This is a genomic window from Massilia suwonensis (genome assembly GCF_042655665.1).
GTDB classification, from domain to species: Bacteria; Pseudomonadota; Gammaproteobacteria; order Burkholderiales; family Burkholderiaceae_D; genus Telluria; species Telluria suwonensis.
In genome coordinates this window covers 1,203,317-1,227,211 of sequence record NZ_JBHSMR010000013.1, presented here as the reverse complement: position 1 = coordinate 1,227,211, position 23,895 = coordinate 1,203,317, and the positions used below count along the sequence as shown (strand labels likewise).

The window sequence follows — 23,895 nt, the reverse complement described above, 5'->3', positions numbered from 1 at the left end:
TTTACCCTTTCGCTTTTCGCCATGACCGTCCGCACCCGTTTTGCACCGAGCCCGACCGGCTACCTCCACCTCGGCGGCGCCCGCACCGCGCTGTATTCCTGGGCCTACGCCCGCCACTTCGGCGGCACCTTCATCCTGCGCATCGAAGACACCGACCTCGAGCGTTCGACGCCGGAAGCGGTGCAGGCGATCCTGGACGGCATGCAGTGGCTCGGCCTGTCGCACGACGAAGGCCCGTTCTACCAGATGCAGCGCATGGACCGCTACCGCGAGGTGGTGAAGGGCATGCTGGAGGCCGGCACCGCCTACCTCTGCTACTGCTCGCCGGACGAAGTCGAAGCGATGCGCGAGCGCATGCGCGCCGCCGGCGAGAAGCCGCGCTATGACGGCACCTGGCGTCCGGAACCGGGCAAGGTGCTCCCTGAAGTGCCTGCGGGCGTGAAGCCGGTGGTGCGCTTCAAGAATCCGCTCGACGGCGAAGTCACCTGGAACGACGTGGTCAAGGGCCCGATCACGATCGCCAACAAGGAACTCGACGACCTGATCATCGCGCGCCCGGACGGCACCCCGACCTACAACTTCTGCGTCTCGGTCGACGACTGGGACATGAAGATCACCCACGTGCTGCGCGGCGACGACCACGTGAACAACACGCCGCGCCAGATCAACATCCTGCGCGCGCTGGGCGCCGAGCTGCCGCAGTACGGCCACCTGCCGATGATCCTGGGCCCGGACGGCCAGAAGCTGTCCAAGCGCCACGGCGCCGTCAGCGTGATGCAATACCCGGAGCAGGGCTACCTGCCGGAAGCGATGCTCAATTATCTTGCGCGCCTCGGCTGGAGCCACGGCGACGACGAGATCTTCTCGATGGAGCAGTTCACCGAGTGGTTCAACCTCGAGCACCTGACCGCCTCGGCCGCCCAGTTCAATCCTGAAAAGCTGGCCTGGCTGAACAACCACTACATCAAGGCCGCCGACAACGCGCGCCTGGCCGGGCTGGTGCGCCCGAAGATGGAAGGCGCGCAGTTCGACGGCGCGCCCGATCTTCCCGCCGTGCTGGCGCTGGTGAAGGACCGCACCAACACGATCAACGAACTCGCCGATGCGGCCATGCTGTTCTTCCGCCAGCCGGCACCAAGTGCGGAGCTGATGACCCAGCACCTGACCGACGCCGTCAAGCCGGCGCTGGCCGCCTTTGCCGAGCGTTGCCAGACGGTCGAGTGGAACAAGGCCGCGATCGCCGCCATGCTCAAGGAAGTGCTGGCCGCGCACGGCCTCAAGATGCCGCAGATTGCGATGCCGCTGCGCCTGCTCGTCACCGGCCAGCTGCAGACGCCGGCGATCGACGCGGTGCTGGAACTGTTCGGCCGCGAGACCGTGCTGGCGCGCGTCGCGAAGGGAATCTAATTCGGGACTGTAAACGGGAGCGAATATCGTGGAACGAACATTCCTCGATATTCGTCAAATCGGTATTTGCGTAATGCAAGAACCCCCGCTATAATGCTCGCACTTCAGCAGTACGGGGGGTATAGCTCAGCTGGGAGAGCGCTTGCATGGCATGCAAGAGGTCAGCGGTTCGATCCCGCTTACCTCCACCACTTTGAAGTGCTTAGTAATAAATAAGCGGTAGTTCAGGGTCCCCATCGTCTAGAGGCCTAGGACATCACCCTTTCACGGTGAGTACCGGGGTTCGAATCCCCGTGGGGATGCCAAGGTTTTGGCAGAGTTTTGCCGGAAGCTGCGCCAGCGGCAGCAGTAGTAGAAGTAAGAGCAGTATGATATGATGTTGTCTTCCCCGTGGGGGGTATAGCTCAGCTGGGAGAGCGCTTGCATGGCATGCAAGAGGTCAGCGGTTCGATCCCGCTTACCTCCACCACGTAGAAAACAGCATGTATCAGTCCAGGGTCCCCATCGTCTAGAGGCCTAGGACATCACCCTTTCACGGTGAGTACCGGGGTTCGAATCCCCGTGGGGACGCCAAGAATTCGGCATCAGTAGTATTGTAGTAATCGGAACAGTTTTAGGTCCCCATCGTCTAGAGGCCTAGGACATCACCCTTTCACGGTGAGTACCGGGGTTCGAATCCCCGTGGGGACGCCAGTCAGTGCAAAAAGCCGCCTTGTGCGGCTTTTTGCTTTTCTACCTTTCCCTCCCGTCGAGCATCCATGTCCGCTTCCCCCCTGACTCTGGCCATCTTCTGCAAAGTCGTCGACAACTACGGCGACATCGGCATCTGCTGGCGCCTCGCACGCCAGCTGCAGCGCGAGCATGGCGTGCTTGTTACGCTCCGGGTCGACGACCTGGCCAGCTTCCGCCGCATCTGCCCCGAAGTGGACGTGGAGGCGGCAGCCCAGCAGGTGCAGGGCGTGCGCGTGCTGCACTGGCGCGGCCTGGACGACGACTACACGCCTGCGGACGTGGCCGACATCGTCATCGAATTTTTCGCGGTGGATATTCCGCCGCGCTACGTCGAGGCGATGGCGGCACGCACGCCGCGCCCGGTCTGGCTGAACCTGGAAGGCCTGACGGCGGAAGAGTGGGTCGAAGGCTGCCACCGCCTGCCGTCGATGCACCCGCGCCTGAAGCTGACCAAGTATTTCTTCTTCCCCGGTTTTACGAACCAGACTGGCGGACTGCTGCGCGAAGCGGGGCTGGAAAGCGAACGCGAAGCTTTTCTCGGCCAGCCGCAGCAGGTGCGCGGCTTCCTGCAAAGCCTTGGTTTATCGGACACCGAGATCGACGCCTATAAAGTGTCGCTGTTCTGCTATCCGCATGCGCCGGTTGCCGAGCTGTTCGCGGCCTGGCAGGACGGCGGCGAGGCGGTGACCTGCCTGGTGCCCGAAGGCGTGGCCGCGCAGGCGGTCGAGGAATTTCTCGGCGCGGCAGGGCATGCCGGCACGGCCGCCACGCGCGGCAACTTGACGGTACGCGTGCTGCCCTTCGTGCCGCAGCCTGACTACGACCGCCTGCTGTGGGCCTGCGAGCTGAACTTCGTGCGCGGCGAGGATTCCTGGGTGCGCGCCCAATGGGCCGGCAAGCCTTTCGTCTGGCACATTTATCCGCAAGACGAAAACCTGCACCACAAGAAGCTGCGCGCCTTTCTCGGGCGATATGCACCCGACATCGACAGCCTGCAAAGCGTGATGCTGCAGTGGAATGGCGCCGCTGCGAACACTGCGGACTGGTCCGTGCTGTGGTCGGCGCTGCAGGCCGACAAGGCGCGTATCGAAGCACGCTCGAGTGAATGGCAGGCACGGATGTTGGAAAACGGCGACCTGGCGACAAATCTGCTCGCATTCGCCGTTTCACTTCGTTAGGCACGGCTTGCGTTACGTGGTATCATGCTCTGTTACTGCAACCCCCTTTTTTAGATACTCATAATCCTATGAAACCCGCAAAAGAGATCCGTGTCGGCAACATCATCATGGTTGATGAAAAGCCTTTTATCGTCCTGCGTTCCGATGTCAACGGCTCGAGCCGCACGGGCTTCACCTACAAGTGGAAGATGAAGAATCTTCTGACCAACGCTCCGCTGGAAAACGTGTTCCGCGGCGATGACAAGTTCGACGTCGTCGTGCTGGACAAGAAGCCGGTCACCTACTCGTACTTCGCCGATCCGCTGTACGTCTTCATGGACGAAGAGTACAACCAGTTCGAAATCGAAGAAGAGAACCTGGGCGACGCGCTGCACTACCTGAAAGACGGTATGGAATGCGAAGCCGTGTTCTACGACGGCAAGGCGATCTCGGTCGAACTGCCGACCACCATCGCGCGCCAGGTCGTCTACTCGGAACCAGCCGTCAAGGGCAACACCTCGGGCAACGTCCTGAAGGAAGCCAAGATCGAAAACGCCATCGAAGCCCACCAGCACATCGTCATGGTGCCGCTGTTCGTGAGCCAGGACGACACGATCGAAATCGACACCCGCACCAACGAATACAAGCGCGTCGTCCGCAACTAATCGACAGCCTGTAATACGTTTTGCGAAAAACGCTGCCTTCAACGGCAGCGTTTTTTTTCGTCCGTTCTTTTCAAGTGGAAATGGTGCTTACCGGCAAGCGCTGCTATGCTAGTGCTTTACTTATAAACAAGAGTGGAGACACAGATGGATCGCAGGGATTTCGTTCGACTGAGTGCGGCCGCCGGCGCGGGGGCGGCTGGCGCGGTGGCTGGTGTAGCGGCAAATGCAGCGGCGGCGCCGAAAGGCATGGCAGCCGACGACTTGCTCGACGCCGGCGTGCGCGAGCAGGGCGCCGCCATGGCGGCCGGCAAGACAAGTTCGCAGCAACTGGTGAAACGCTACCTGGCGCGCATCGCCGCCGTCGACAAGGCCGGTCCGAAGATCAATTCCGTCATCGAACTCAATCCCGACGCCCTGAGCATCGCAGCCGAGCTCGACCGTGAACGCGCGGCCGGCAAGCTGCGCGGCCCGTTGCATGGCATCCCGGTCCTGCTGAAGGACAACGTCGCCACCGGCGACAAGATGAGCACCAGCGCCGGCTCGCTGGCCCTGCACGGCGTGCGCGCGACGAAAGATTCGTTCGTTGCCGAACGCCTGCGCGCGGCCGGCGCCGTCATCATCGGCAAGACGAATTTGTCGGAATGGGCGAACATGCGCTCGACCCATTCGGTCAGCGGCTGGAGCGGCCGCGGCGGCCAGACGAAGAATCCGCATGCGCTCGACCGCAATCCGAGCGGCTCCAGCTCCGGTTCGGGCGCGGCCATTGCCGCCAGCCTGGCCACGCTGGCGGTCGGCACCGAAACCGACGGCTCGATCGTATCGCCGGCCTCGAGCTGCGGCATCGTCGGCATCAAGCCGACCCTGGGCCTGGTCAGCCGCAGCGGCATCATCCCGATCGCCCACTCGCAGGACACGGCCGGCCCGATGACGCGCAGCGTCGCCGATGCCGCCCTGATGCTGGCGGCCATGACCGGCGTCGACAATGACGATGCGGTCACAAAAGAGAGCAAGGGCAAGGTCGCCGATTACGCGGCGGCGTTGCGTACGGATGGCCTGCGCGGCAAGCGCATCGGCGTGGCGCGCAATTTCTTCGGCGGCAGCACGGTCATCGACGAGATCGTCGAAAAGGAACTGGCGATCCTCAAGGCGCAGGGCGCGACCCTGGTCGAGGTGAAAGTGCCGAACACGGACAAGTACGGCGACACCGAGGTCGAGGTGCTGCTGCAGGAATTCAAGCCGGACCTGGCCGCTTACCTGGCTGCGTACGCCCCGCACGCGCCGGTAAAGAACATGGCCGACGTGATCGCCTTCAACGAAAAGAACGCGGCGCGCGAAATGCCGTACTTCGGCCAGGAACACCTGGTCGCTTCCCAGCAGAAGGAAGGACTGGATTCGAAGGCCTACAAGGAAGCGCTGGCTAACAACCTGCGTTACTCGCGCGAAGAGGGCATCGACAAGGTGATGCGCGAACACCGGCTCGATGCGCTGGTGGCGCCGACCGGCGGCCTGGCCTGGCTGACCGACTACATCAACGGCGACCACTACGGCATGAGCTTCTCGTCGCCGGCGGCCGTGGCCGGCTATCCGCACATCACGGTGCCGGCCGGCTTCGCACGCGGCTTGCCGGTGGGGATCTCGTTCGTCGGTGGCGCCTATAGCGAGGCGACCCTGATCGGCATGGCCTATGCCTACGAACAGGCCAGCAAGCGCCGCCGCGCACCGGCTTTCCCGGGCACGGTCAACATCAAGGCTTAAACAAGTGTTTATGCGGCGCAAACAATTGTTTTGTCGCATATCTCAGTTGTAGGGTGGGCGCCCCGTGCCCACGCTGTACGTGTCGCGGCATGGTCGCAGCTAAAGTATGCGCAAGCAGCGTGGGCACGGAGCGCCCACCCTACGGTGACGACTTTGCGTCACCGTCCCTGCCTCAGTTTCGTTTTGCGCGATCGAAGGCGGGACCCCAGAGCGGATGCCCCTGTTCGCCCGATTCCAGTTCGAAATCGGGATCGATCTTCAGGATTTTCTCGAAGGTCTGCTCGCACTGCTTCGGACGCGAGGTGACGCAATAGCTGAAGGCCGTGTACTTCAGCGCATCCACGCGCGTGCGCAGCGGTGAGTTGCTGCGGATGTCGCTCGAATTCAGGCGCTTGATGGCGCCATTGAAATCCCCTTCGTTATACAGGCGGATGCCTTCGCGCAGTGCAGTCTGGTCGCGGTTCGGCGCGGCTTCGGCACGGGCTTCATTGCGTGATTCGGCACGCGATTCCGAACGCGCACCGGGGCGCGGCTCGTCCTTGCCTACCTCGCGCACGACGGTTCGCGCGGGCTTGCGGTTGAAGGCGGAATCCACTAGCGAGTTCACTTCGGCGCAGCCCGTCAATGCGGCAGCGGCGAGCAGGGCGCCCAGCCAGTGGGAAGGGAGGGTTCTCGGCATGGCAGCCTCCTTATTCGGCCTTGGCCGTGAAAGTGTGTTCGATGATCATGGTTTCCTTCGAGCCGGCGTCGACCGTCATCGTGTGCTCCGGGAAGTTCGGATTCACGATCCGGATCGTGTGCTGGCCCGGCGCCAGCGTCAGGCGCTTGACGGGCGGACTCACGCCGCGGTCGACGCCGTCGACATACACCGTGCCCCAGGGCTTGATCACCAGTTTATAAGTCGTGCCGTTGACGACGGCGCCCCCGTTCCTGCCGGCGGGCTTGGCGAGCGCGTCCGCCGCGGCCGCCTGCTCAGTCGCGGCGGCATCGTTCGTTTCGACGGCTTCCTCGGCAGGCGGAGTCGCGGCCTGGTCGGTGGGTGCGGCGGCTTGCGGCGGTGCGACCACGGCCTCGCCCTGGTCCAGGCCGTTGGCGGCGCGCTCGGCCGGCGGCAGGCTCAGCGGCACCAGGTCGCGCGTATCGTCCTGCTGCATATAGGAGATGAGCGCGCTGCCGGCCGCCAGTACGACGACGGCGGCACCGGCCAGCATGCCCCAGCGCTGCGCGCGGCTGCTGCGTTCGGTGGTGGTCCAGTTTTGCTGGAGTCCGCCCTGGGATGCCTGCCCGGTACCTAGCGTGGCGGATGGTTTCAGCGGGGCGGCCGGAGCCGGCCCGGTGTCCGAGCTGAAGGCGGCAGGTGCGACGCGCTCGGGCGTGTGCACGGCGTGCGGCTCGTCCTGGCTGGCCGGCTTGCGCAGCATGGGAGCGGGCGCGATCCCGGGCGCCTTGAGCGCTTCCTCGTGGAGCGGCGCGGGCTCCGCTGCCGCCGGCTCCGGCTCCCGGACCGGAACCGGCTCCGGTGGCGCGGACTGCGGCTCCTGGACCGGCGCTTCCTCGATCAAGGCGGCTTCCTGCACGTCGGCGTCGGCCAGCGGCGCGGCAGCGGCCGGTTCCGGCACGAGCTCGGCTGCACCGGCTTCGATGCCCAGCAGGGTGCGCATCTCGGCGATGCTGTTCGGACGCAGGCGCCGGTTCGGTCCCAGGCAGCAATCCAGGCCTTTGGTCAATTGATCGCTGTAACCCTCGTACAGGCGCGGACCGAGCGGGCCTTCCGGCGGCAGCTCGGCGGTGATCGCATAGTGGACGATCAGGGCCAGCGCGTGCAGGTCGTCGGGCAGGCTCGGTGTGCTGGAGGCCGATTCGTCGACCGAGGGCAGTAGCAGCGCTTCGCCGCTGGCCAGCATCACCAGCGTATCCGGCGTGATCGCGCGGTGCGGGGCGCCGCTGGCGTACTGCTGTTCGAGCGAGTCGAGGGTGTGGCGCAGCAGGTTGCGGCACCAAGTCTCGTTGACCAGCGCAGGGGTGTGCTCGACGACGTCGCGCACCGGGCGCCCGTCCGAGAACGGGGTGTAGATCGATGTGGTTTGGCTGGTCATTTTGCTAAACGTTTATTTTTAGCAAAACTATGCCAGATTTAAGCTTGGAGCGGTGCTGCTGAGTTCAACCGTGCGCGGGTTCCGTCCGGCTTCAGACTTCCAGGAAGCGCATCTTGAAATTGCGTCCTTTGAAGCTGCCGAAGTCCGGCCCCAGCTTGTTGCCCGCGTTCAGCTTGCGGTAAGCGGCATCCGCCACCTCGCGGTCGAGCGCGACATAGGTCTGGAATTCGGTGACGTTGATCTTGCCGACCTGGTCCTTCAGCAAGCCCGCGTCGCCGGTGAGCGCGCCCAGCACGTCGCCCGGGCGCAGCTTGTCCTTCTTGCCGCCGGCAATGACCATGGTCACCATCGGCGCCGGTTCAGCCGGCAGCACCGAGTCGCCCAAGTCCTCGACCTTGTGCCAGGAGACCGGCGCGTCCTGGTATTCCTCGATCGCGCGCACCCATTTCTTTTCGTTGGGCGCACACAGCGACAGGGCGAGACCGGTCTCGTCGCCGCGGCCGGTACGGCCGATGCGGTGCACGTGGACTTCCGCATCCTTCGACACGTCGACATTGATCACCGCTTCCAGGTTGGCAATGTCGAGGCCGCGCGCGGCGACGTCGGTCGCCACCAGCACCGAGCAGCTGCGGTTGGCGAACAGGATCAGGATCTCGTCGCGCTCGCGCTGTTCGAGTTCGCCGTACAGGGCCAGCGCCGAGAAGCCCTGGTCGCGCAAGGAGTCCGCCAGTTCGCGGCAATGGGCCTTGGTGTTGCAGAAGGCGAGGGTCGAGACCGGCTTGTAGTGACGCAGCAGGCGCGCCACCGCATCGTCGCGGTTGTCGAAGCCGACTTCATAAAAGCGCTGCTCGATCTTGGAATCGTCGTGCTGGCTCTCGACCGCGATCTCGACCGGATCGTTGAGGAAGCCGGCGGTGGCATGGCGGATGTCGTCCGGGTAGGTTGCCGAGAACAGCAGGGTCTGGCGCCGCTGCGGGCAGGCGGAAACAATCCCGGCGATCTCGTCGTAGAAACCCATGTCGGTCATGCGGTCCGCTTCGTCCAGCACCAGGGTCTGCACCTTCGACAGGTCGATGGTAGCGCGGCCGAGGTGGTCGCGGATGCGGCCGGGCGTGCCGACCACGATGTGGGCGCCGTGTTCGAGCGAGGCGATCTGCGGACGCATGGCGACGCCGCCGGTCAGGGTCAGGATCTTGACGTTGCCGACGCCGCGCGCCAGGCGGCGCAATTCGCCCGCGACCTGGTCCGCCAGTTCGCGCGTCGGGCACAGCACCAGGCCCTGTACCGCGAACCAGGCCGGATTGAGCTTATGCAGCAGGCCGATGCCGAAGGCCGCGGTCTTGCCGCTGCCGGTGGCCGCCTGCGCGATCAGGTCGCGGCCCTGCAGGACGGACGGCAGGCTTTCGGCCTGGATCGGCGTCATCTCGTGGTAGCCGAGGGTACCGAGGTTGGCGAGGAATTGCGGTGCCAGCGGCAGCGCGGAGAAGGAAGTGGTCATGCGGCCTCCAGCCGATACGGAAGTACTGCGGCCGGAAGTCAGGAGTCCGGCGCCCAGACCGGCAAGCCGGTCAAATCAAGGTTATCGTCGCGGCGCCAGACTGGCAGGCCGGTGGTATCGGTTTCTTCGAGCAGGGAAATCTGTTCCTGCTTCATGGCCGGGCGGCGGGGACGGGAAGCACGTTTGGTTTCAACCTGTGCGACAGCGCCGGCTTCGAGCGGGGCGGCCGGTTCGAAACCCGGCAGGTCGATCGTGGCGTTGTCTTTCTTGTCTCTCATCCGGCGTACTGGGCCCAGAAAACAAAAGCCCGGCTGCAAGAGTCGGGCTCGTTTGATACTAAGTGTTTGGTTGCGGGGACAGGATTTGAACCTGTGACCTTCGGGTTATGAGCCCGACGAGCTGCCAGACTGCTCCACCCCGCAGCGCTATTGTACTGCTTCGGGCTCCGGGATGCAAATGCAGTGGAGAAGTTACCCCTTTGCACTCCGCAAACGCCACAGCGAAGTCACTTCCTGCGCACGCGCCGCATGCAGTGGATCGTCCTTGTCCTGCGCCTTCGGATGCACGGGCCGTACGTCATGGCGGCCGGCGACCGCAAGGCCCGCGCCTTCGATCCAGCCCAGCAGCTGCTCGCGCGAACGCAGGCCCAGGTGCTCGGCCAGGTCGGAAAGAATCAGCCAGCCTTCGCCGCCCGGCGCCAGGTGCGCATTCAAACCGTTCAGGAAGCCGCGCAGCATGCGGCTGTCGGGATCGTAGATCGCGTACTCGATGGCGGAACTCGGTTTGCCCGGCAGCCAGGGCGGATTGCAGACGACCAGCTCGGCCTGTCCTTCGGGGAACAGGTCGGCCTGGATGATCTCGACCTGGGCATCCAGGCCGAGGCGGGCGATATTCTCGCGCGCGCAGCCGAGGGCGCGTGCATCCATGTCGGTTGCGATCACCCGCTGCAGCCCGCGCCGCGCCAGCACGCTCGATAACACGCCGGTGCCGGCGCCGATGTCGAAAGCGGTCTGCGCACCTTTGGGGAGCGGCGCCTGCGCCACCAGCTCGACGTATTCGCCGCGCACCGGCGAGAACACGCCGTACCAGGGGTGGATGCGGTCGTCGAGCGCCGCGACCGGCACGCCCTTGCTGCGCCATTCGTGCGCGCCGATCAGGCCCAGCAGTTCGCGCAGCGAGATGACGAAGGGCTCGCTGAAGGCGCCATAGGCTTCGTTGCAGGCCTGGCGCACGTCGGGCGCGCGCCGCAGCGGAATCGTGTAATCAGCTTCGAACGGGATCAGCAGCATCGCCAGCGTGCGGGCGCGCTGCAGCTGCGCCAGGCGATGGCGGTGGAACTGTTCGGTGATCGTCGGCGGCGTCGTACCGGCCTTGGCGCGCTTGGCACGCGCCGGCTTCTGGTCGATCCGGCGCGCCAGCGCCTGCAGCAGCTGGCGCGCGTTCTGGAAGTCGCCGCGCCAGAGCAGGGCGGTGCCGTCCAGCGCCAGCCGGTAGGCCGTATCGGCCGCCATCGTGTCGTCGGCAATGACGACCTTCTTCGGCGCCGGCCAGCCGCTCTCCGAACGCCACAGCGCGGAGCGCGCCGCGCCGTTCTCCACCCATTCGATGCGCGTCATATCAATGATGGTGATGCCAGTTGCCGTCGCCCGACTCGAGGAAGGATTTCACGGCGTCCGGATTCCCGGTCGCATGGCGGCGCACTTCGCCGCAGCCGCAGATGCCCTGGTAAGGCTGGATGTGCGAGCAGGCCGAGACCTTCTGCAGGAAGACGGTGACGTTTTTCGCGCACTTGGCGCATTTGAAGGTGAGGGTGCGGGCGGGTTTCATGGTATTGGTGAGTGCGATTTACAAAGGGCGCCATTGTACAACGCTGGATGGCTAATCAACGGCGATCGTGTCGTAGGGCGGGCACTCTGTGCCCGCGCGTAACTGCGAACTGACGGAACGTCTGACCATGCCCCGCTTTTCGCCAACTGTTGACGTATCTCACTGATCATTCGCCGACGTAACGTGCAACCGCCGATGCACTCTACAATCCGCGCCATCATGAGCCGCTACCGCCGCGCCCGCACGGGTACCACCTATTTCTTTACGCTGGTTTCGTACGCACGCAGGCCGATCCTGTGCCAGGAACCAATACGCAAACTGCTTCGCCTGGCCGTACAGAACGTGCGCGCTCGCCGCCCGTTCGAGATCGACGCTTGGGTACTGATGCCGGATCACCTGCACTGCGTCTGGACCCTGCCCGAAGGTGATCGGGATTATTCGACACGCTGGGCGCAGATCAAGCGGACCGTGTCGCGGTTTTGCGGCGAGGATATGCTGGTTGGTCACCCGGTCAGCGAATCACGGCGCAAGCATCGCGATTCAGTGATCTGGCAGCGGCGCTTCTATGAGCACCAGATTGTCGATGAAGACGATTTTGGACGGCACGTGGATTATGTGCATTTCAATCCGGTGAGACATGGACATGCCGAGAATGCGGCGTCGTGGCCGTTCTCGACGTTTCATCGGTATGTGCGGGCAGGGCTCCTCCCGGCGGATTGGGGCGGATCGGCGCAGGCGCAAAGCATGCATTTGGAATAGCAACGGGTCTTGGCCACCGTAGTAGTATGTGGGCACGGAGTGCCCACCCTACGTACCGACACTGACAGCGCTGCTCCCGCCCCCGGTGGGCCTAACCTGGATTTTCGCCGCGATCCGCTCCGTCATCTCCTGCACGTGCGAGATCACGCCCACTTTCCTGCCCATGGCCTGCAGCGCGTCGAGCGCGTCCATCGCGATGCCGAGCGTGTCGCTGTCGAGCGAGCCGAAGCCCTCGTCGATGAACAGCGACTCGACCCGCACCCGGTTCGAGGACAGCGAAGCGAGTCCCAGGGCCAGGGCCAGCGAGACGAGGAAGGATTCGCCGCCGGAGAGGGAATTGACCGAGCGGATTTCGCCGCCCATGTCCTGGTCGCGCACCATCAGCGCCAGTGACGGCGCGCCGGCGTTGTCGACGCGTTCCAGGCGGTAGCGCCGTGCCAGCTGGTTCAGGTGGCTGTTGGCGTAGCCGAGCAGGACGTCGAGCGTGAATTGCTGGGCGTAGTTGCGGAACTTCTTGCCGTCGGCGGAACCGATCAGCTCCGACAAGCGTCCCCAGCGCGCCTCGATCGCCTGCTGGCGCTCGATCTCGGCCAGCATCGATTGCGCGCGCACGCGCCGTTCGTCGTCCTGGGCCGCCTGCAGGCGCAGGCTGGTCGCGCGTTCGTGCACGGCGCTGCGTTCTTCCAGCACCGCCTGCAAGGCGTCGGCGACGGCCGCGCCGTCCTGCATGGCGCCGTCGGGCGCGGCGCTTTCCTCGTGCAGCGCGCGCTGATTGCGGCGCTCGGCCAGCACGGTGGTCGCCTTCGACAGCGCGGCCTCGAGTTCGGCCAGGGCGGCCCGTTCCTGCGCCAGCCAGGCGGCGCCGACGCCGAGCAGGGTGGCCAGCCTGGCCTGGTTCTCGACCGGTTCGAGGTCGGCGTGGTGGGCGGCGTAGTCCTCGAGCCAGTCGGCCAGGCGTGCAGCGGCGTCGCGCGCATCGTCCTGCAGCGTGCCGATGCGCTCCTGGGCCTGGGTCAGCGCACTGCGCACGCGGGTTTCGCGCTGGGCCGCTTCGCCGGCCGCGGCCTGGCGCGCGGTCAGCAAATCGCGGGCGGCGGCGACGGCGCGCCGCAGGTCCTGCTCGACCTCGCCGACGGCGCGGCCCTCGAACAGGGCGGCGCGGGAGGCGCGGCGTTCGCGCAGTTCGGCTTCGCTGCGGGCGCAGGCATCGAGCGCGGCAGCGGCGGCGCCGGCCGCGTGTTCGGCGCGCACGGCCGCTTCGCGCTGCGCGGCTTCCAGGGCCGCGAGGGCCGCTCGCTGCTCGCCCAGCTGGGTCGACTGCAGCGTCCAGGCTTTCGCCTCGGCCGCACGGGCCGCCTGCCACTGCACCGGATTGCGGCGCCACAGCGCCTGCCATCCTTCGCCGGACGCTTCAAGAAGCACCGGATCGAGATCGGCCAGCACGGCCGCCAGCGCCGCGCGTTCGCGTTCGAGCTGGGCACTCGAGGCCTTGTGTTCGCTGTCCAGCGTGCCCAGCGCACTCTGCGCCTTGAGGGCGGCCTCGCGCAGGCGGGTCTGTTCGGCCGTTGCGGCTTCAAAGCTGGCTTGCGCCGTCTCGCGCGCCTGCATGGCGCGGCGTGCGGCCTGCTGGCGCGCATCGATGGCCTCCAGCGCCTCGCGCACGCCGGACATCTGGGCTTCGAACCAGGGCTGGCGTTCGCCGGCGGGCGGCGCCTCGTTCGACACCGGGTTGGCGCTCCAGGCGGCATCGAATTCGGCCAGGTCGGCGGCCAGGGCACTGCGCTCGTCGGCCAGCGTCGCCAGGCGCTCGCCGTTCGATGCGAACTGGGCGCGCCGGGTCGCCTGTTCCGACAGGTTGCGCTGCACCTCGGCGCGGCGCTCGGCCACCTGGGTGCGCAGCAGCTCGAAGACCGCGTTAAGGCGCGCATCCTGATGCGCGTAGGGGTGGGCTTCGCTGCCGCAGACCGGACAGGGATCGCCCTCGACCAGCGATGCGCGCAAGGCGGCGACGTCGCCGGCACAGGCCAGTTCGGCTGCGCTCAGGGCCTGCTCGGCCTGCGCCATGGCGCCCGTCAGCGCCGGCTCGGCGGCGACGGCGGCAGCCAGCTGGGTCTCGGCGGCGCTGCGTGCGGCACGCGTGCGTTCGAGTTCGGCGTCGATCCGGGCGAGGTGTTCGCGCGCGGTGTGCAGGCCCTTGGCAAGACGCACGGCGGCGCCCAGTTGCTCGCGCCGGGCGTCGAAGCGCTGGCGTTCGGCGCCCAAGGCGTCCGGATCGAAGCCGGCCAACGCTTGCGCCGCAGCCTGGCGTGCGGCTTCGAGTTCGGCGATGCGAAGCGCCGCCGCGTCGAACGCTTCCTGCGCCGCCTGCGCGGTGGCCGCCGCATTCACACGCGCGCGCTCGGCGCGGGCCAGCGCGGCCAGGCTGGTTTCCTCGTTCGCGGCGGCCTGCGCGGCTTGCGCGAACAGCTTGTCCCAGCGCGGCCACTGCGCGGCCAGCGCCTCGTGGCGGCGGTGATCGTTCAGCCAGGCGGCGCTGCGCGCCTCGGCCTCGCGCGTCTGCGTCAGCCGCGCTTCGGCTTCAAGCAGCAGCGCACGCGTGCGCGCCACCTCGGCCGCCGACTCGTCGCGCCGCCCCGCCAGCTGGGCGTGCGAGCCGGCCAGGGTGGCGATCGTCGCATCCAGCGCTTTCGCCGCGTCGAGCTGGGCGGCGGCGGCCAGTTGCGCCGCTTCGGCCGCTTCCAAAGCCTGGGTCGCGCCTTGCGCTTCCTGCAGGGCCAAGCGCGCGCCTTCGGCCGCGCGTTCGAGTTCGCCCTGGCCGTTGGCCAGCGTGGTTTCGACCTGCACCCGCTCCGCATCCAGGCGCGCCAGTTCCGCCATTAGCGGCCGCGCGGCCTGTACCTCATCGAGCGTCGCCAGGCGCAGGCGCCGTTCGCCCGCGCTTTCGACCTGCGTGCGCGCTTCCTGCAACAGGGTCTCGGCCTGCGCCTCGCTCTGGCGCAGGCGCTCGCTTTCCTGGTGCCAGCGCAGCTGGGCTTCCAGCAGGGCGCGGCGCACATCGACGGCCTGCAGGGCCACGTCCGCTGCCGCGCGCTCGGCATCCAGCTCGGCGCGTGCTTCCTGGGCCAGCGGCGCATGGTCGGCCAGGCGCGAGGTCAGGCGGCGTACGGCATCCTGTTCCTGCTTATAACGCTCGTAGGCGCGCTTCGAGATCTCGCTGTAGACGGCGCTGCCGGTCAGGGTTTCCAATAGCTCGCCGCGCTCGTTCTCGTCGGTTTTCAGGAAGGCCGAGAATTCGTTCTGGGCCAGCAGCACCGAACGCGTGAACTGCTCGAAGGAGAGGCCGATGCGCGCCGCGATCTCCGCCTGCGCCTCGGTCTTGGTGCCGCCCAGCGCCACCATCTCCGGTAGCCGGTGCAGGGTCATGTTCGAGGCTTGCAGCAAGCCGCTGACCTTGTTGCGCGAGCGGCGCACGCTCCAGCGCGCGCGGTAGTGCACGCCGTCGTTGCCGATGAAGTCGACTTCCGCATAGCCCTCGGCCGAACCGCGACGCAGCAGGTTGCGCGCATCGGTGGTCGAGACGGATTCGCCGCCGGCGTCGGGCAGGGCGCCGCGGCTGCTGCGCTGCTGCAGGCGCGGGGTGTTGCCATATAAAGCCAGGCAGAGGGCGTCGAGCAGGGTGCTTTTTCCCGCGCCGGTCGGGCCGCAGATCGCGAACAGGCCCGACGAGGCCAGCGGTTCGCTCTCGAAATCGACGCAAAACTCTCCCGCCAGGGACGCCAGGTTGCGTCCCGAGATACGCAGGATCTTCATGCGCGCTCCGCGTCGCCGGGGAGCATCAGTTCGGCAAAGGCTGTCAGCTGTTCATTGGGCGCCTCTTCGCCGAAGCGCTGCTGCCACAGGCGGCGGAAGATGTCGTCCGGCTGCAGTTGCGCCAGCTGGTCGAGCGTCAGCGCGTCGGCGCCGTCCTCGCGCGTGACGACCTTGCGGGTCGGCTCGATCTTCGCCAGGCGCACTGGCTTGCCGGCGATCGCCGCCTCCACTTGCGCGCGCAGGCTCGGCTCCGGACCGTCGAGCAGCACCCGCACTTCCAGATACGGCCTGCATTGGGGCGGCAGATCGTCGTCGAGCTCGAGCGCTTCGAGCGCGGCCAGCACTTCCGGCAGCGGCGCGGGTTTCACGGGCACGCGCAGCAGTTCGACCGCGCGCGGCACGAGGAGTGGCGTGACTTCCTTCGCCACCGGGCCGTCGAGGTCGATGCGCAGCACCTGGTGCTGGTAGCCGACTTCGGCGAACGACAGCGGCAGCGGACTGCCGGAATAGCGCAAATGATCCTTCTTGCCGACGCGCTGGGCCAGGTGCAGGTGGCCGAGGGCGGCATAGGCGATCTCGGGATCGAACATCGAGGCCGGGAGCGCTTCGGTGCCGCCGATGACGATGCGGCGCTCGGAATCGTTCGAGGACTGGCCGTCGACCATGTGGCAGTGGCCCATGGCCAGGATCGCCTGGCCGGCCTCGCGGCGCGACTGGGCCAGCGCAAAGGCCTGGCTGTAGAGCAGGGCGATGCCGTTCAGGTAGGCGTCGCCCTCGACTTCCGCCTTGGGCACGTCGCCCGGGCGCAGGAAAGGTACGCCCAGGCACCAGGCTTTGACCTCGCCCGTCTTGTCCTTCAGCGGCACCAGCAGGCGTTCGAGGTCGACCTCGCCCTCGCGATTGCGCACCACGTTGCCGATCACGACCGTGCCATGCGCTTCCAGGAGCGGCCCCGGCGCTTCCAGGCGGCCGGGAGAATCGTGGTTGCCGGCGATGACGACGATCTGCAGCTGCGGCGCGCGCAGCTTGGCGCGCTGCAGGAAGCCGTACAGCTGGCGCTGGGCGGCGGACGAGGGATTCGCGTTGTCGAAAATATCGCCCGCGATCAGGAGCGCGTCCGCCTGTTCATCCACGATCGTATCGAGCAGCCAGTCGAGGAAGCACTGGTGTTCGTAGGTCCGGTCGTAATTGTGCAGGGTCTGGCCGAGGTGCCAGTCGGAGGTGTGCAACAGCCGCATGGAGAATCGGAAAAGGGAAGGTGGAGTCGGGGGCACTATAGCGCAGCTGGGCCGCGGGTTCAAAAAAATCCCGCACGACCCTGCGCTCATTGATAAAACCTCATTAGAATATTTACATGAGCGAAATTGTCCTCTCGATAAGCGGCGCTCGCGCCCTGCACCTGGCGGCCCAGGGGCTGCTGCAGCCGCGCCGGCGCAAGGCCACCAAGGCCGATGTGCTGGACACGATCCGCCGCATGGGTGTGTTGCAAATCGACACCATCAACGTTGTCGCCCGCAGTCCCTATCTCGTGCTGTGGAGCCGGCTGGGCGACTACCCGTCCGAATGGCTCGAAGAACTGCTGGCGGAGGGCAAACTCTTCGAATACTGGGCCCACGAAGCCTGCTTCATCCCGCGCGAGGACTACGGTTTGTATCGCCACCGCATGCTCGACCCGAGCGCGATGGGCTGGAAGTATTCCGCCACCTGGATGCGCGAACGCGCCGGCGAGGTGGCGGCGCTGCTGGCCCACATCCGCACCAACGGCCCGGTGCGCTCGTCGGACTTCGAACGCAGCGACGGCAAGGCGGGCGCCAAGGCGGAAGGCTGGTGGGACTGGAAGCCGGAAAAACGCTCGCTTGAGGTCCTGTTCACCTCGGGCGCCCTGATGATCGCGCGCCGCCACAACTTCCAGCGCGTCTACGACCTGGCCGAGCGCGTGCATCCGGAATGGGACGATGTCCACATGCCGGCGCTGCCCGATGTGCAGCAGACCTTCGCCATGCGCGCGGTGAAAGCGCTGGGCCTGGCGCGCGCCGCCTGGGTGCCCGACTACCACCGCACCCGCCGTCCCCACGTCGACCTGGGCAAGCTGGCCGACGAGGGAGTGCTGCTGCGCGCCCGCGTCGCGGGCTGGGACGATCCGGTCTACATCCACCCCGAGCACGCGGAACTGGCCCGGCAGGCCGCCGACGGCGCACTGACTCCGAGCCTGACGACCATCCTGTCTCCCTTCGATCCGGTCGTCTGGGACCGGCGCCGGGCGCTGGAACTGTTCGGCTTCGACTACCGCCTCGAGTGCTATACGCCGGCGGCGAAGCGGCGCTACGGTTACTTCACGCTGCCGGTGCTGCGGCGCGGCGCCCTGGTCGCGCGCATCGACGCCAAGGCGCACCGGCGCGAGGGCGTGTTCGAGGTGAAAGCACTGTTCTTCGAGCCGGGCGTGCGCGCCAGCGATGCGCTGCTGCGCGACGTCGCCGGCGCCCTGCAGCGCTGCGCGCGCTGGCACGGCTGTCCGCGGGTGCGCATCCTGCGCAGCGAGCCGGCGGAGCTGGGCGAACGCCTCGGCGTCCTGCTCGGCACGGACGCGGACCTGGCCGCCGCATGATCCTGCCGCCGGCGCCCCTTGCGGCCGTCGGCCCCGACGGGCAGCCGCGCTTTGGACGCTACCAGGGCCTGGCCGGCGCGCCCGGCTGGGACAAGTTGAACCCGCCCCATGCGCGCGGCGCGCTGTGGCGGCGCCTGCATCACAAGCGCTGGCATTTCGTCGCCCTCGTCACCGATGAAGTCTTTTGCGGCGTCGCCATCGTCGACGTCGGCTGGAGCAATACCGCTTTCGCCTATGTCTTCGACCGTGCCCAGCGCAGCGTGGTTGCCGCCGTGTCGCCGCTGGGCGTGGCGGGTTTGACGGCGAAGGTCGGCGCGACGGTGGCCGAGGGCGCGCGTTTTATGGTGCCCGGACGGCGCATCGCAATCGAGGCCGACGGTGCCCACGGCCACCGGTTACGGTTAGAGGCAGGACGCTTCCGCATCAATGCCGCCTACGCCGGCGCAGGCCCGCGCCTGCTGGCGATCGGCCCCGTGTTCGACGGCGGCAGCGTGCACAGCACCCAGAAATCGCCCGGCCTGGCGCTGCAGGGCTGGCTGGAAGCGGGTGGACGCCGTTACAAGCTCGACGGCGGCGTAGCCAGCTACGATTTCTCGAACGGCCTGCTGGGCCGGTGCACGGCCTGGCGCTGGATCTCCGCGCATGGACTAAACATCGGATTCAACCTGCAGGCGGGCTACTTCGGCGACGCCGAAAATGCACTCTGGGTAGATGGCGCTCTGATCCCGCTGGGTGCGCTCGCGGTAGACATCGCGGCCGACGGCGGCTGGGCCTTGCGCACAAGCGACGGCCTGCTCGAACTGCATTTCACGCCCGAAGGCACGCGAAATGACGACAAGCAATTACTGGTGGCCAGTTCGCGCATGCGCCAGCACGTGGGCCGTTTCGACGGCTGGGTGAGGGCGGCGCCCGATGCGCCGCGGCGCGCAATCACGGGGCTGGCGGGGCTGGCCGAGGACTACCGCGCACGCTGGTAGCGGAGCAATGCGGCGCAACGCGGCGCCCTTCGGCCGGTTGACAGACTGCTCAGCACAGCCTCCGCCGAGTTTGATCAAGATCAAATCCGCGACTGTGGTGATCCTTACACTATCAGCTTCCTTCAGGCTGAAGAGAAGAAAAAAGATCCGCCCAGCCTGTCCAAAAACCAATGTGTCCAGCGAGGCCGCGTTCCCCTGCGGGGCGTGCGCTCGTGCTGACGACACCGAGAGGAGACCGAATGCTGACCGCGACCTATACCCTCGTTGCGCTTTCCGTCGAACAAACGAACCTGCGGGTGAGCCTGCATGCCGTGCAACAGCTGGTCCAGAAAAGCTATGCGCGCCAGAGCGCACTGACCGAGGGGCAGGCCGACTACGTCTGCGACACCCTGCGCCGGCTCTACGAAAGCTGCCAGGGCCGCAAGCTCGACCGTTTCCTGCTGCCGGCCCTGCGCCGCGCCGGTGCCGCGCATCATGCCGAAACTGAGCCTCTGCTGTGCGAACTCGACATGCTCAGCCGCAGCGCCGCCGAGGCGCTGGGCGCGGCCTGCCGCCTGGCCGCCGGCAGCATCGCCGACGAGGAAAGCGTCGATGCCTTCTGTCTGGCCGTCGAGCGTTTCTGCGTGGCGCTGGAACTGCGCTTCGACCGCGAGGAGCGCGAGCTGTTCCCGATCGCGCGCGGCGTCATCGCCGGCGACGCCTGGTTTGCCGTCGCCAACCAGATGCTTGCCTACGACGCCTACCGCGAGGAACACCGTGGGCGCATGCCGCCGCCGGCCAGCCGCGCCGCCCGTGCCGATGCCGCGCACCGGCAGGGGCCGCCGGTCACCTACATGCACTAGGCCGCAGCTGCGGTCGACCGCCGGGGACGCCAGAAAAATCCCGCATCGTTCTTTGTTATGATGGGGGTTTTGGAAGTGCGATTTCATCATGTTCGAATTCCTATTCAAGCGTCAGGGCGACAAGAACGGCAACGGGCGCGCTGCGCAGGCGGATGCGCCGGCGCAGCCCGCCGACGCGCCGGCCAGGGCGGACGGCGCACCGGACAAGGCCGGCACGAAGGGCGGCGCAGCCGGTGCCCGTGCCGGCACGGCGCTGCGCGAGCAGCAGGCCGAGCAACTCAAGTTGCTCGACGGCGATGAATCGCGCGCAGTGGACTTCATCCTCCAGTGCGAATTTTCCGAACTGCGCCTGTCGGCCGCCGAGCTGGTGCACAGCCGCGCCGGGCTCGAGCGCGTCCACACGGCCATGCGCAACCTGGATCGCCGCGTCGCCAAGCTGATGCAGGCGCGCCTGGATGCGATCCGCCACCACGACGCCGAACTGGCGCGCGGCCAGGCCACCCTCGACGCCGCGCGCACGCTGCTGGCCGACGCCCACCTGACCCCGAACCAGGTTGCCGACCTCGACCGTAAATGGGCCGTGATCGCCGCGCCCGAGCTGAACGAGTCCTTCACTCCCGTGCGCGCCCAGCTCGGTGCGCGCCTGGAAGCGCAGGTGCAATTGCAGCGCGCCATGATCGACCGCCTGGCCGCTTTGCGCGCCCTGGAAACGGCCGGCCTCGATGCGAGCGGCATGGCGTCCAGCCTGGAGCGCATGATGGCCGAGCAGACCGATGCGCTGGCTGCCCCCGAACACCCCTCGCTGCCGCGCGCGCTGGTGGCGGAATTCGCCGCCGAGCATGCGCGCCTGAGCGGTGCCCTGTCGACGCTGGAACAGTCGCAGGCCGCGCTGGCCGCGCGCGAGGCAGCGCTGACCGAGTGGCAGGCCCAGCCGGTCGCCGAGCTGCAGGCCGAAACCCTGCGCCAGGCCTGGCGCAAGCTGCCGGCCTTGCCCGAAGGCGCGGCCGGCCAGGCCCTGCAGAGCCGCTTCGACGCGCTGCTGGCGAGCCTCCCGCAGCCGGTGCGCAAGGAAGCGCCGGCGAAGCAGCAAACACCTGCCGAGGCCGCGGGCGAGGGCGCCGCGCGTCCGCCGAAAGCCGCGAAAGGCGCCGACCAGGCCTTCCTCGACCAGCTCGACGCGCTGGAAGCCGCCCTGCAGCAGGGCTCGCTCGCCCATGCCGCCGAACTTGACAAGGCAATGAAGGAAAGCAAGGGCAAGGGCATGCGTCTCACCAGCGCCCAGGCCGACCGCCTGGCCCACCTGCGCGCCGAACTGAAGCGCCTGTCGGACTGGGCGCGCTGGGGCGGCAACGTCTCGCGCGAGGAACTGATCAAGACCGTGGAGGGACTGCCGACCCAGAACCTGGCGATGGCGGAACTGGCGAAGAAGGTCGGCAGCATGCGCGAACGCTGGAAGGCGCTCGACAGCCTGTCGGGCGCGGCCCCGAAAAGCCTGTGGGAACGTTTTGATCATGCCTGCACCGTCGCCTATGCGCCGGCCGCGGCCCACTTCCGCCACCTGGCCGACGAGCGCCATGCGAACGCGGCGAAAGGCGAGGCCATCGTGCAGGAAGCCCAGGCCGAGATCGCGAAGCTGGAATCGGGCGAAGCCGACTGGAAGCACGTCGCCGGCACGGTGCAGCGCCTGCGCCTGGCCTGGAGCCACCTGGGCGCGATCGACCGCAAGGACAAGAAGCGCCTGGACCAGCTGTTCGGCGCCGCGCTGACCACGCTGCAAGGCCCGCTCGAAGAGCAGCGCAAGATGGAGGTGGAAGGGCGCGAAGAGCTGATCGACGAAGTGCTCGCGATCGACCCGCACGACCGCCACGCGGTCGACCGCCTGCGCGACATCCAGGCGCGCTGGCAGGAACATGCGCGCGCGCTGCCGCTCGAGCGCAAGGCCGAGCAGGCGCTGTGGCAGCGTTTCCGCGCCGCCTGCGACGCCCTGTTCGCCCAGCGCAAGGAAAGCGCGCACGCGGCCGACGTCGAACGGCGCGCGCACGAGGCGGCCAAGGAAGCGGTCAGCGCGCGCCTGGAAGCGGCCGCGCCCGAAGCCACCGCCGCCACCGCATCGAAGCTGCTGCGCGAGGCCGCCGCCGAATGGCATGCGATCGGCCCGGTGCCGCGCGCCCACGAGGCGCGGGTCGACAAGCGCTACCACGAGGCCGTGGCCAAAGTGCAGCACCACGCCGACCTGTCGCGCCGCGCGGCCGGCCTGGCGCTGGCCAACGCCCTGCGCGACAAGCTGCGCGCCGTGCAGGAACTCGAGGACTCGCTGGCCCAGCCGGGGCAGCAGGTGTCCAGCGCCGACTGGCGCGCGCGCTGGGCGGCCCTGCTGGCGGCCGGCGCCGAATACGATCCGGTGCTCGACGCCCGCTTCGAGGCGGCCCTGAGCGCTTTGGAGGCCGACCGCGCCGCCTACGTGCGCCTGCTGGAAGCGAACCGTCCGACCCTGCTGGCCGAACTGTTGCGCCAGGAAGTCGCGGCCGGCATCGACAGCGGCGCCGAGTTCGCACGCGACCGCCTCAAATTGCAGGTCGAGGCGCTGCAGTCGAGCCTCAAGGCCGGCCAGAAACCCGGTGCGCGCCACACCGCCCTGCACGCGCTGTGCGCCTTGCCGGCCCTGGTCGACGAACGCACGGCGCTGCGCATCGAGCAGCTCCTGATGCGCACGGCGCGGGAGGGGAAATGACCCGGGTTAGCGTACAGACCGAAGACTTCGACCTCGGCCAGGAACTGGCGCGCCTGCGCGAAGGCGACGCCCGCGTCGGCGGCGTCGTCAGTTTCGTGGGCACGGTGCGCGACATGAACGACGGGTCCTCGGTGTCCGAGATGGAGCTCGAACACTATCCGGGCATGACGGAACGTGCGCTGGAAGAGATCGTGGAACAGGCCCGGGCGCGCTGGCCGCTCTACAACGCGCTGGTGATCCACCGCGTCGGTCCGCTCGCGCCCATGGAGCAGATCGTGCTGGTGGCGGTGAGCGCCGCCCACCGCGGCGAGGCCTTTGCCGCCTGCGAGTTCATCATCGACTACCTCAAAACGGACGCCCCGTTCTGGAAGAAGGAGCAAACCCCCGAGGGCGCGCGCTGGGTCGACGCCCGCATCAGCGACGACAGCGCCAAGGCCAAGTGGAATCCGGCTGGAGTGCGCGCTTGAGCTGGCTGGCCGTCGGCGCCGGCGCCGCGATCGGCGCCTGGCTGCGCTGGGGGCTCGGGATGTGGCTGACCAATGTGCACGCCCACGTCCAGGCCGGTACGCTGGCGGCCAACCTGGTTGGCGGCTACCTGATCGGCATCGCGCTCGGTTTCTTCACGGCCAACCCCGCGCTGAGTCCCGAGTGGCGCCTGTTCATCGTCACCGGCTTCCTCGGCGGCCTGACGACCTTTTCCAGCTTCTCCGGCGAATCGGTGGCCCTGATGCAGCGCGGCGAATTCGGCTGGGCGCTGGTGCATACGGTGTTGCACCTGGTCGGGTCGATCCTGCTGTGCATGGCGGGTTTTGCCACTTGGCGTGCACTGCGTGGCTGATCTTGTAGGGTGGGCACTCTGTGCCCACGCGGATGCGGCTTGTGCGGTTCGAAAAGGCTTTGCGGCTGAGCGGGTCGCGTACCGCGTGGGCATAAATGCCCACCCTACAGCTACCGCGTATCGCCAGCCGTAGGGTGGAGTCCTGACTCCACGGCATTTCAACGGGCGCAAACGCGTGGAGTCAGGACTCCACCCT

General features: G+C 67.3%; 19 protein-coding genes and 6 tRNA genes. 16 read left to right on the top strand and 9 right to left on the bottom strand.

The window, feature by feature from the left end:
• Window positions 1-21 precede the first annotated feature (21 nt).
• The 9 genes from gltX (at window position 22) to ACFPQ5_RS13495 (ending at window position 5,716) form a co-directional block, all read left to right on the top strand.
• Window positions 22-1,407 carry a glutamate--tRNA ligase gene (gene gltX / locus ACFPQ5_RS13535; RefSeq protein ID WP_379756295.1) on the top strand — a complete coding sequence of 462 codons (1,386 nt, stop codon included), beginning with the start codon at window positions 22-24 and terminating at the stop codon, window positions 1,405-1,407.
• Between the two features lie 115 nt (window positions 1,408-1,522).
• Window positions 1,523-1,598 (top strand) — tRNA-Ala (locus ACFPQ5_RS13530).
• A gap of 38 nt (window positions 1,599-1,636) precedes the next feature.
• Window positions 1,637-1,712, top strand: a tRNA-Glu gene (locus tag ACFPQ5_RS13525).
• An 88-nt stretch (window positions 1,713-1,800) separates the two neighbouring features.
• Window positions 1,801-1,876, top strand: a tRNA-Ala gene (locus ACFPQ5_RS13520).
• A 28-nt stretch (window positions 1,877-1,904) separates the two neighbouring features.
• Window positions 1,905-1,980 (top strand) — tRNA-Glu (locus ACFPQ5_RS13515).
• 44 nt (window positions 1,981-2,024) lie between these two features.
• Window positions 2,025-2,100 (top strand) — tRNA-Glu (locus ACFPQ5_RS13510).
• Between the two features lie 65 nt (window positions 2,101-2,165).
• Window positions 2,166-3,317 carry an elongation factor P maturation arginine rhamnosyltransferase EarP gene (gene earP / locus ACFPQ5_RS13505; protein WP_379756292.1) on the top strand — a complete coding sequence of 384 codons (1,152 nt, stop codon included), beginning with the start codon at window positions 2,166-2,168 and terminating at the stop codon, window positions 3,315-3,317.
• Window positions 3,318-3,385: 68 nt separating this feature from the next.
• Window positions 3,386-3,961, top strand: a complete 576-nt coding sequence (locus tag ACFPQ5_RS13500; protein WP_136218665.1) for an elongation factor P — start codon at window positions 3,386-3,388, stop codon at window positions 3,959-3,961.
• 144 nt (window positions 3,962-4,105) lie between these two features.
• Window positions 4,106-5,716, top strand: a complete 1,611-nt coding sequence (locus tag ACFPQ5_RS13495; RefSeq protein WP_379756289.1) for an amidase — start codon at window positions 4,106-4,108, stop codon at window positions 5,714-5,716.
• 172 nt (window positions 5,717-5,888) lie between these two features.
• On the opposite strand, the gene ACFPQ5_RS13490 is transcribed toward ACFPQ5_RS13495, so the two are convergent.
• The 7 genes from ACFPQ5_RS13490 to ACFPQ5_RS13460 all read right to left on the bottom strand — a co-directional run bounded on the left by ACFPQ5_RS13490 (window position 5,889) and on the right by ACFPQ5_RS13460 (window position 11,137).
• Entirely contained in the window at window positions 5,889-6,395 is a 507-nt protein-coding gene (locus tag ACFPQ5_RS13490; RefSeq protein ID WP_379756285.1) for a TssQ family T6SS-associated lipoprotein, read from the bottom strand.
• 10 nt (window positions 6,396-6,405) lie between these two features.
• Complete coding sequence (locus ACFPQ5_RS13485) at window positions 6,406-7,812, bottom strand: PEGA domain-containing protein (RefSeq protein ID WP_379756282.1); 1,407 nt, start codon at window positions 7,810-7,812, stop codon at window positions 6,406-6,408.
• A gap of 91 nt (window positions 7,813-7,903) precedes the next feature.
• Window positions 7,904-9,310, bottom strand: a complete 1,407-nt coding sequence (gene dbpA, locus ACFPQ5_RS13480; RefSeq protein WP_379756279.1) for an ATP-dependent RNA helicase DbpA — start codon at window positions 9,308-9,310, stop codon at window positions 7,904-7,906.
• Window positions 9,311-9,348: 38 nt separating this feature from the next.
• A complete protein-coding gene (locus ACFPQ5_RS13475; protein WP_379756276.1) occupies window positions 9,349-9,588 on the bottom strand; it encodes a hypothetical protein in 240 nt (79 codons plus the stop codon).
• A gap of 67 nt (window positions 9,589-9,655) precedes the next feature.
• Window positions 9,656-9,732 (bottom strand) — tRNA-Met (locus tag ACFPQ5_RS13470).
• Between the two features lie 48 nt (window positions 9,733-9,780).
• Complete coding sequence (locus ACFPQ5_RS13465; RefSeq protein ID WP_379760111.1) at window positions 9,781-10,935, bottom strand: methyltransferase; 1,155 nt, start codon at window positions 10,933-10,935, stop codon at window positions 9,781-9,783.
• Window positions 10,928-11,137 (bottom strand): hypothetical protein, encoded by a 210-nt coding sequence (locus ACFPQ5_RS13460; RefSeq protein ID WP_193685153.1) that lies wholly within the window; start codon window positions 11,135-11,137, stop codon window positions 10,928-10,930. Before ACFPQ5_RS13460 ends, ACFPQ5_RS13465 begins: the two co-directional genes overlap by 8 nt.
• A 219-nt stretch (window positions 11,138-11,356) precedes the next feature.
• On the opposite strand from ACFPQ5_RS13460, the gene ACFPQ5_RS13455 reads away from it, so the two are divergent.
• Window positions 11,357-11,896, top strand: coding sequence for an REP-associated tyrosine transposase (locus ACFPQ5_RS13455; protein ID WP_379756273.1), 540 nt, complete (start codon window positions 11,357-11,359; stop codon window positions 11,894-11,896).
• A gap of 48 nt (window positions 11,897-11,944) precedes the next feature.
• Here the strand turns inward: ACFPQ5_RS13455 and ACFPQ5_RS13450 are convergent, their stop codons facing one another.
• A complete protein-coding gene (locus ACFPQ5_RS13450; protein ID WP_379756270.1) occupies window positions 11,945-15,706 on the bottom strand; it encodes an AAA family ATPase in 3,762 nt (1,253 codons plus the stop codon).
• A complete protein-coding gene (locus tag ACFPQ5_RS13445) occupies window positions 15,703-16,944 on the bottom strand; it encodes an exonuclease SbcCD subunit D C-terminal domain-containing protein (RefSeq protein WP_379756267.1) in 1,242 nt (413 codons plus the stop codon). The genes ACFPQ5_RS13450 and ACFPQ5_RS13445 overlap by 4 nt, the downstream gene beginning before the upstream one ends.
• Before the next feature lie 116 nt (window positions 16,945-17,060).
• On the opposite strand from ACFPQ5_RS13445, the gene ACFPQ5_RS13440 reads away from it, so the two are divergent.
• From ACFPQ5_RS13440 to crcB, 6 genes are all read left to right on the top strand, one after another.
• On the top strand, window positions 17,061-18,311 hold the full coding sequence (locus ACFPQ5_RS13440) for a winged helix-turn-helix domain-containing protein (protein ID WP_379756264.1): 1,251 nt from the start codon (window positions 17,061-17,063) through the stop codon (window positions 18,309-18,311).
• Window positions 18,308-19,288, top strand: a complete 981-nt coding sequence (locus ACFPQ5_RS13435; protein WP_379756261.1) for a DUF2804 family protein — start codon at window positions 18,308-18,310, stop codon at window positions 19,286-19,288. Before ACFPQ5_RS13440 ends, ACFPQ5_RS13435 begins: the two co-directional genes overlap by 4 nt.
• A gap of 239 nt (window positions 19,289-19,527) precedes the next feature.
• Window positions 19,528-20,130 carry a hypothetical protein gene (locus tag ACFPQ5_RS13430; RefSeq protein WP_379756258.1) on the top strand — a complete coding sequence of 201 codons (603 nt, stop codon included), beginning with the start codon at window positions 19,528-19,530 and terminating at the stop codon, window positions 20,128-20,130.
• 88 nt (window positions 20,131-20,218) lie between these two features.
• Window positions 20,219-22,861 (top strand): DUF349 domain-containing protein, encoded by a 2,643-nt coding sequence (locus tag ACFPQ5_RS13425; RefSeq protein WP_379756255.1) that lies wholly within the window; start codon window positions 20,219-20,221, stop codon window positions 22,859-22,861.
• Window positions 22,858-23,328 carry a molybdopterin synthase catalytic subunit MoaE gene (gene moaE / locus ACFPQ5_RS13420; RefSeq protein ID WP_379756252.1) on the top strand — a complete coding sequence of 157 codons (471 nt, stop codon included), beginning with the start codon at window positions 22,858-22,860 and terminating at the stop codon, window positions 23,326-23,328. Before ACFPQ5_RS13425 ends, moaE begins: the two co-directional genes overlap by 4 nt.
• Complete coding sequence (gene crcB, locus ACFPQ5_RS13415; RefSeq protein ID WP_379756250.1) at window positions 23,325-23,699, top strand: fluoride efflux transporter CrcB; 375 nt, start codon at window positions 23,325-23,327, stop codon at window positions 23,697-23,699. The genes moaE and crcB overlap by 4 nt, the downstream gene beginning before the upstream one ends.
• Window positions 23,700-23,895: the final 196 nt, after the last annotated feature.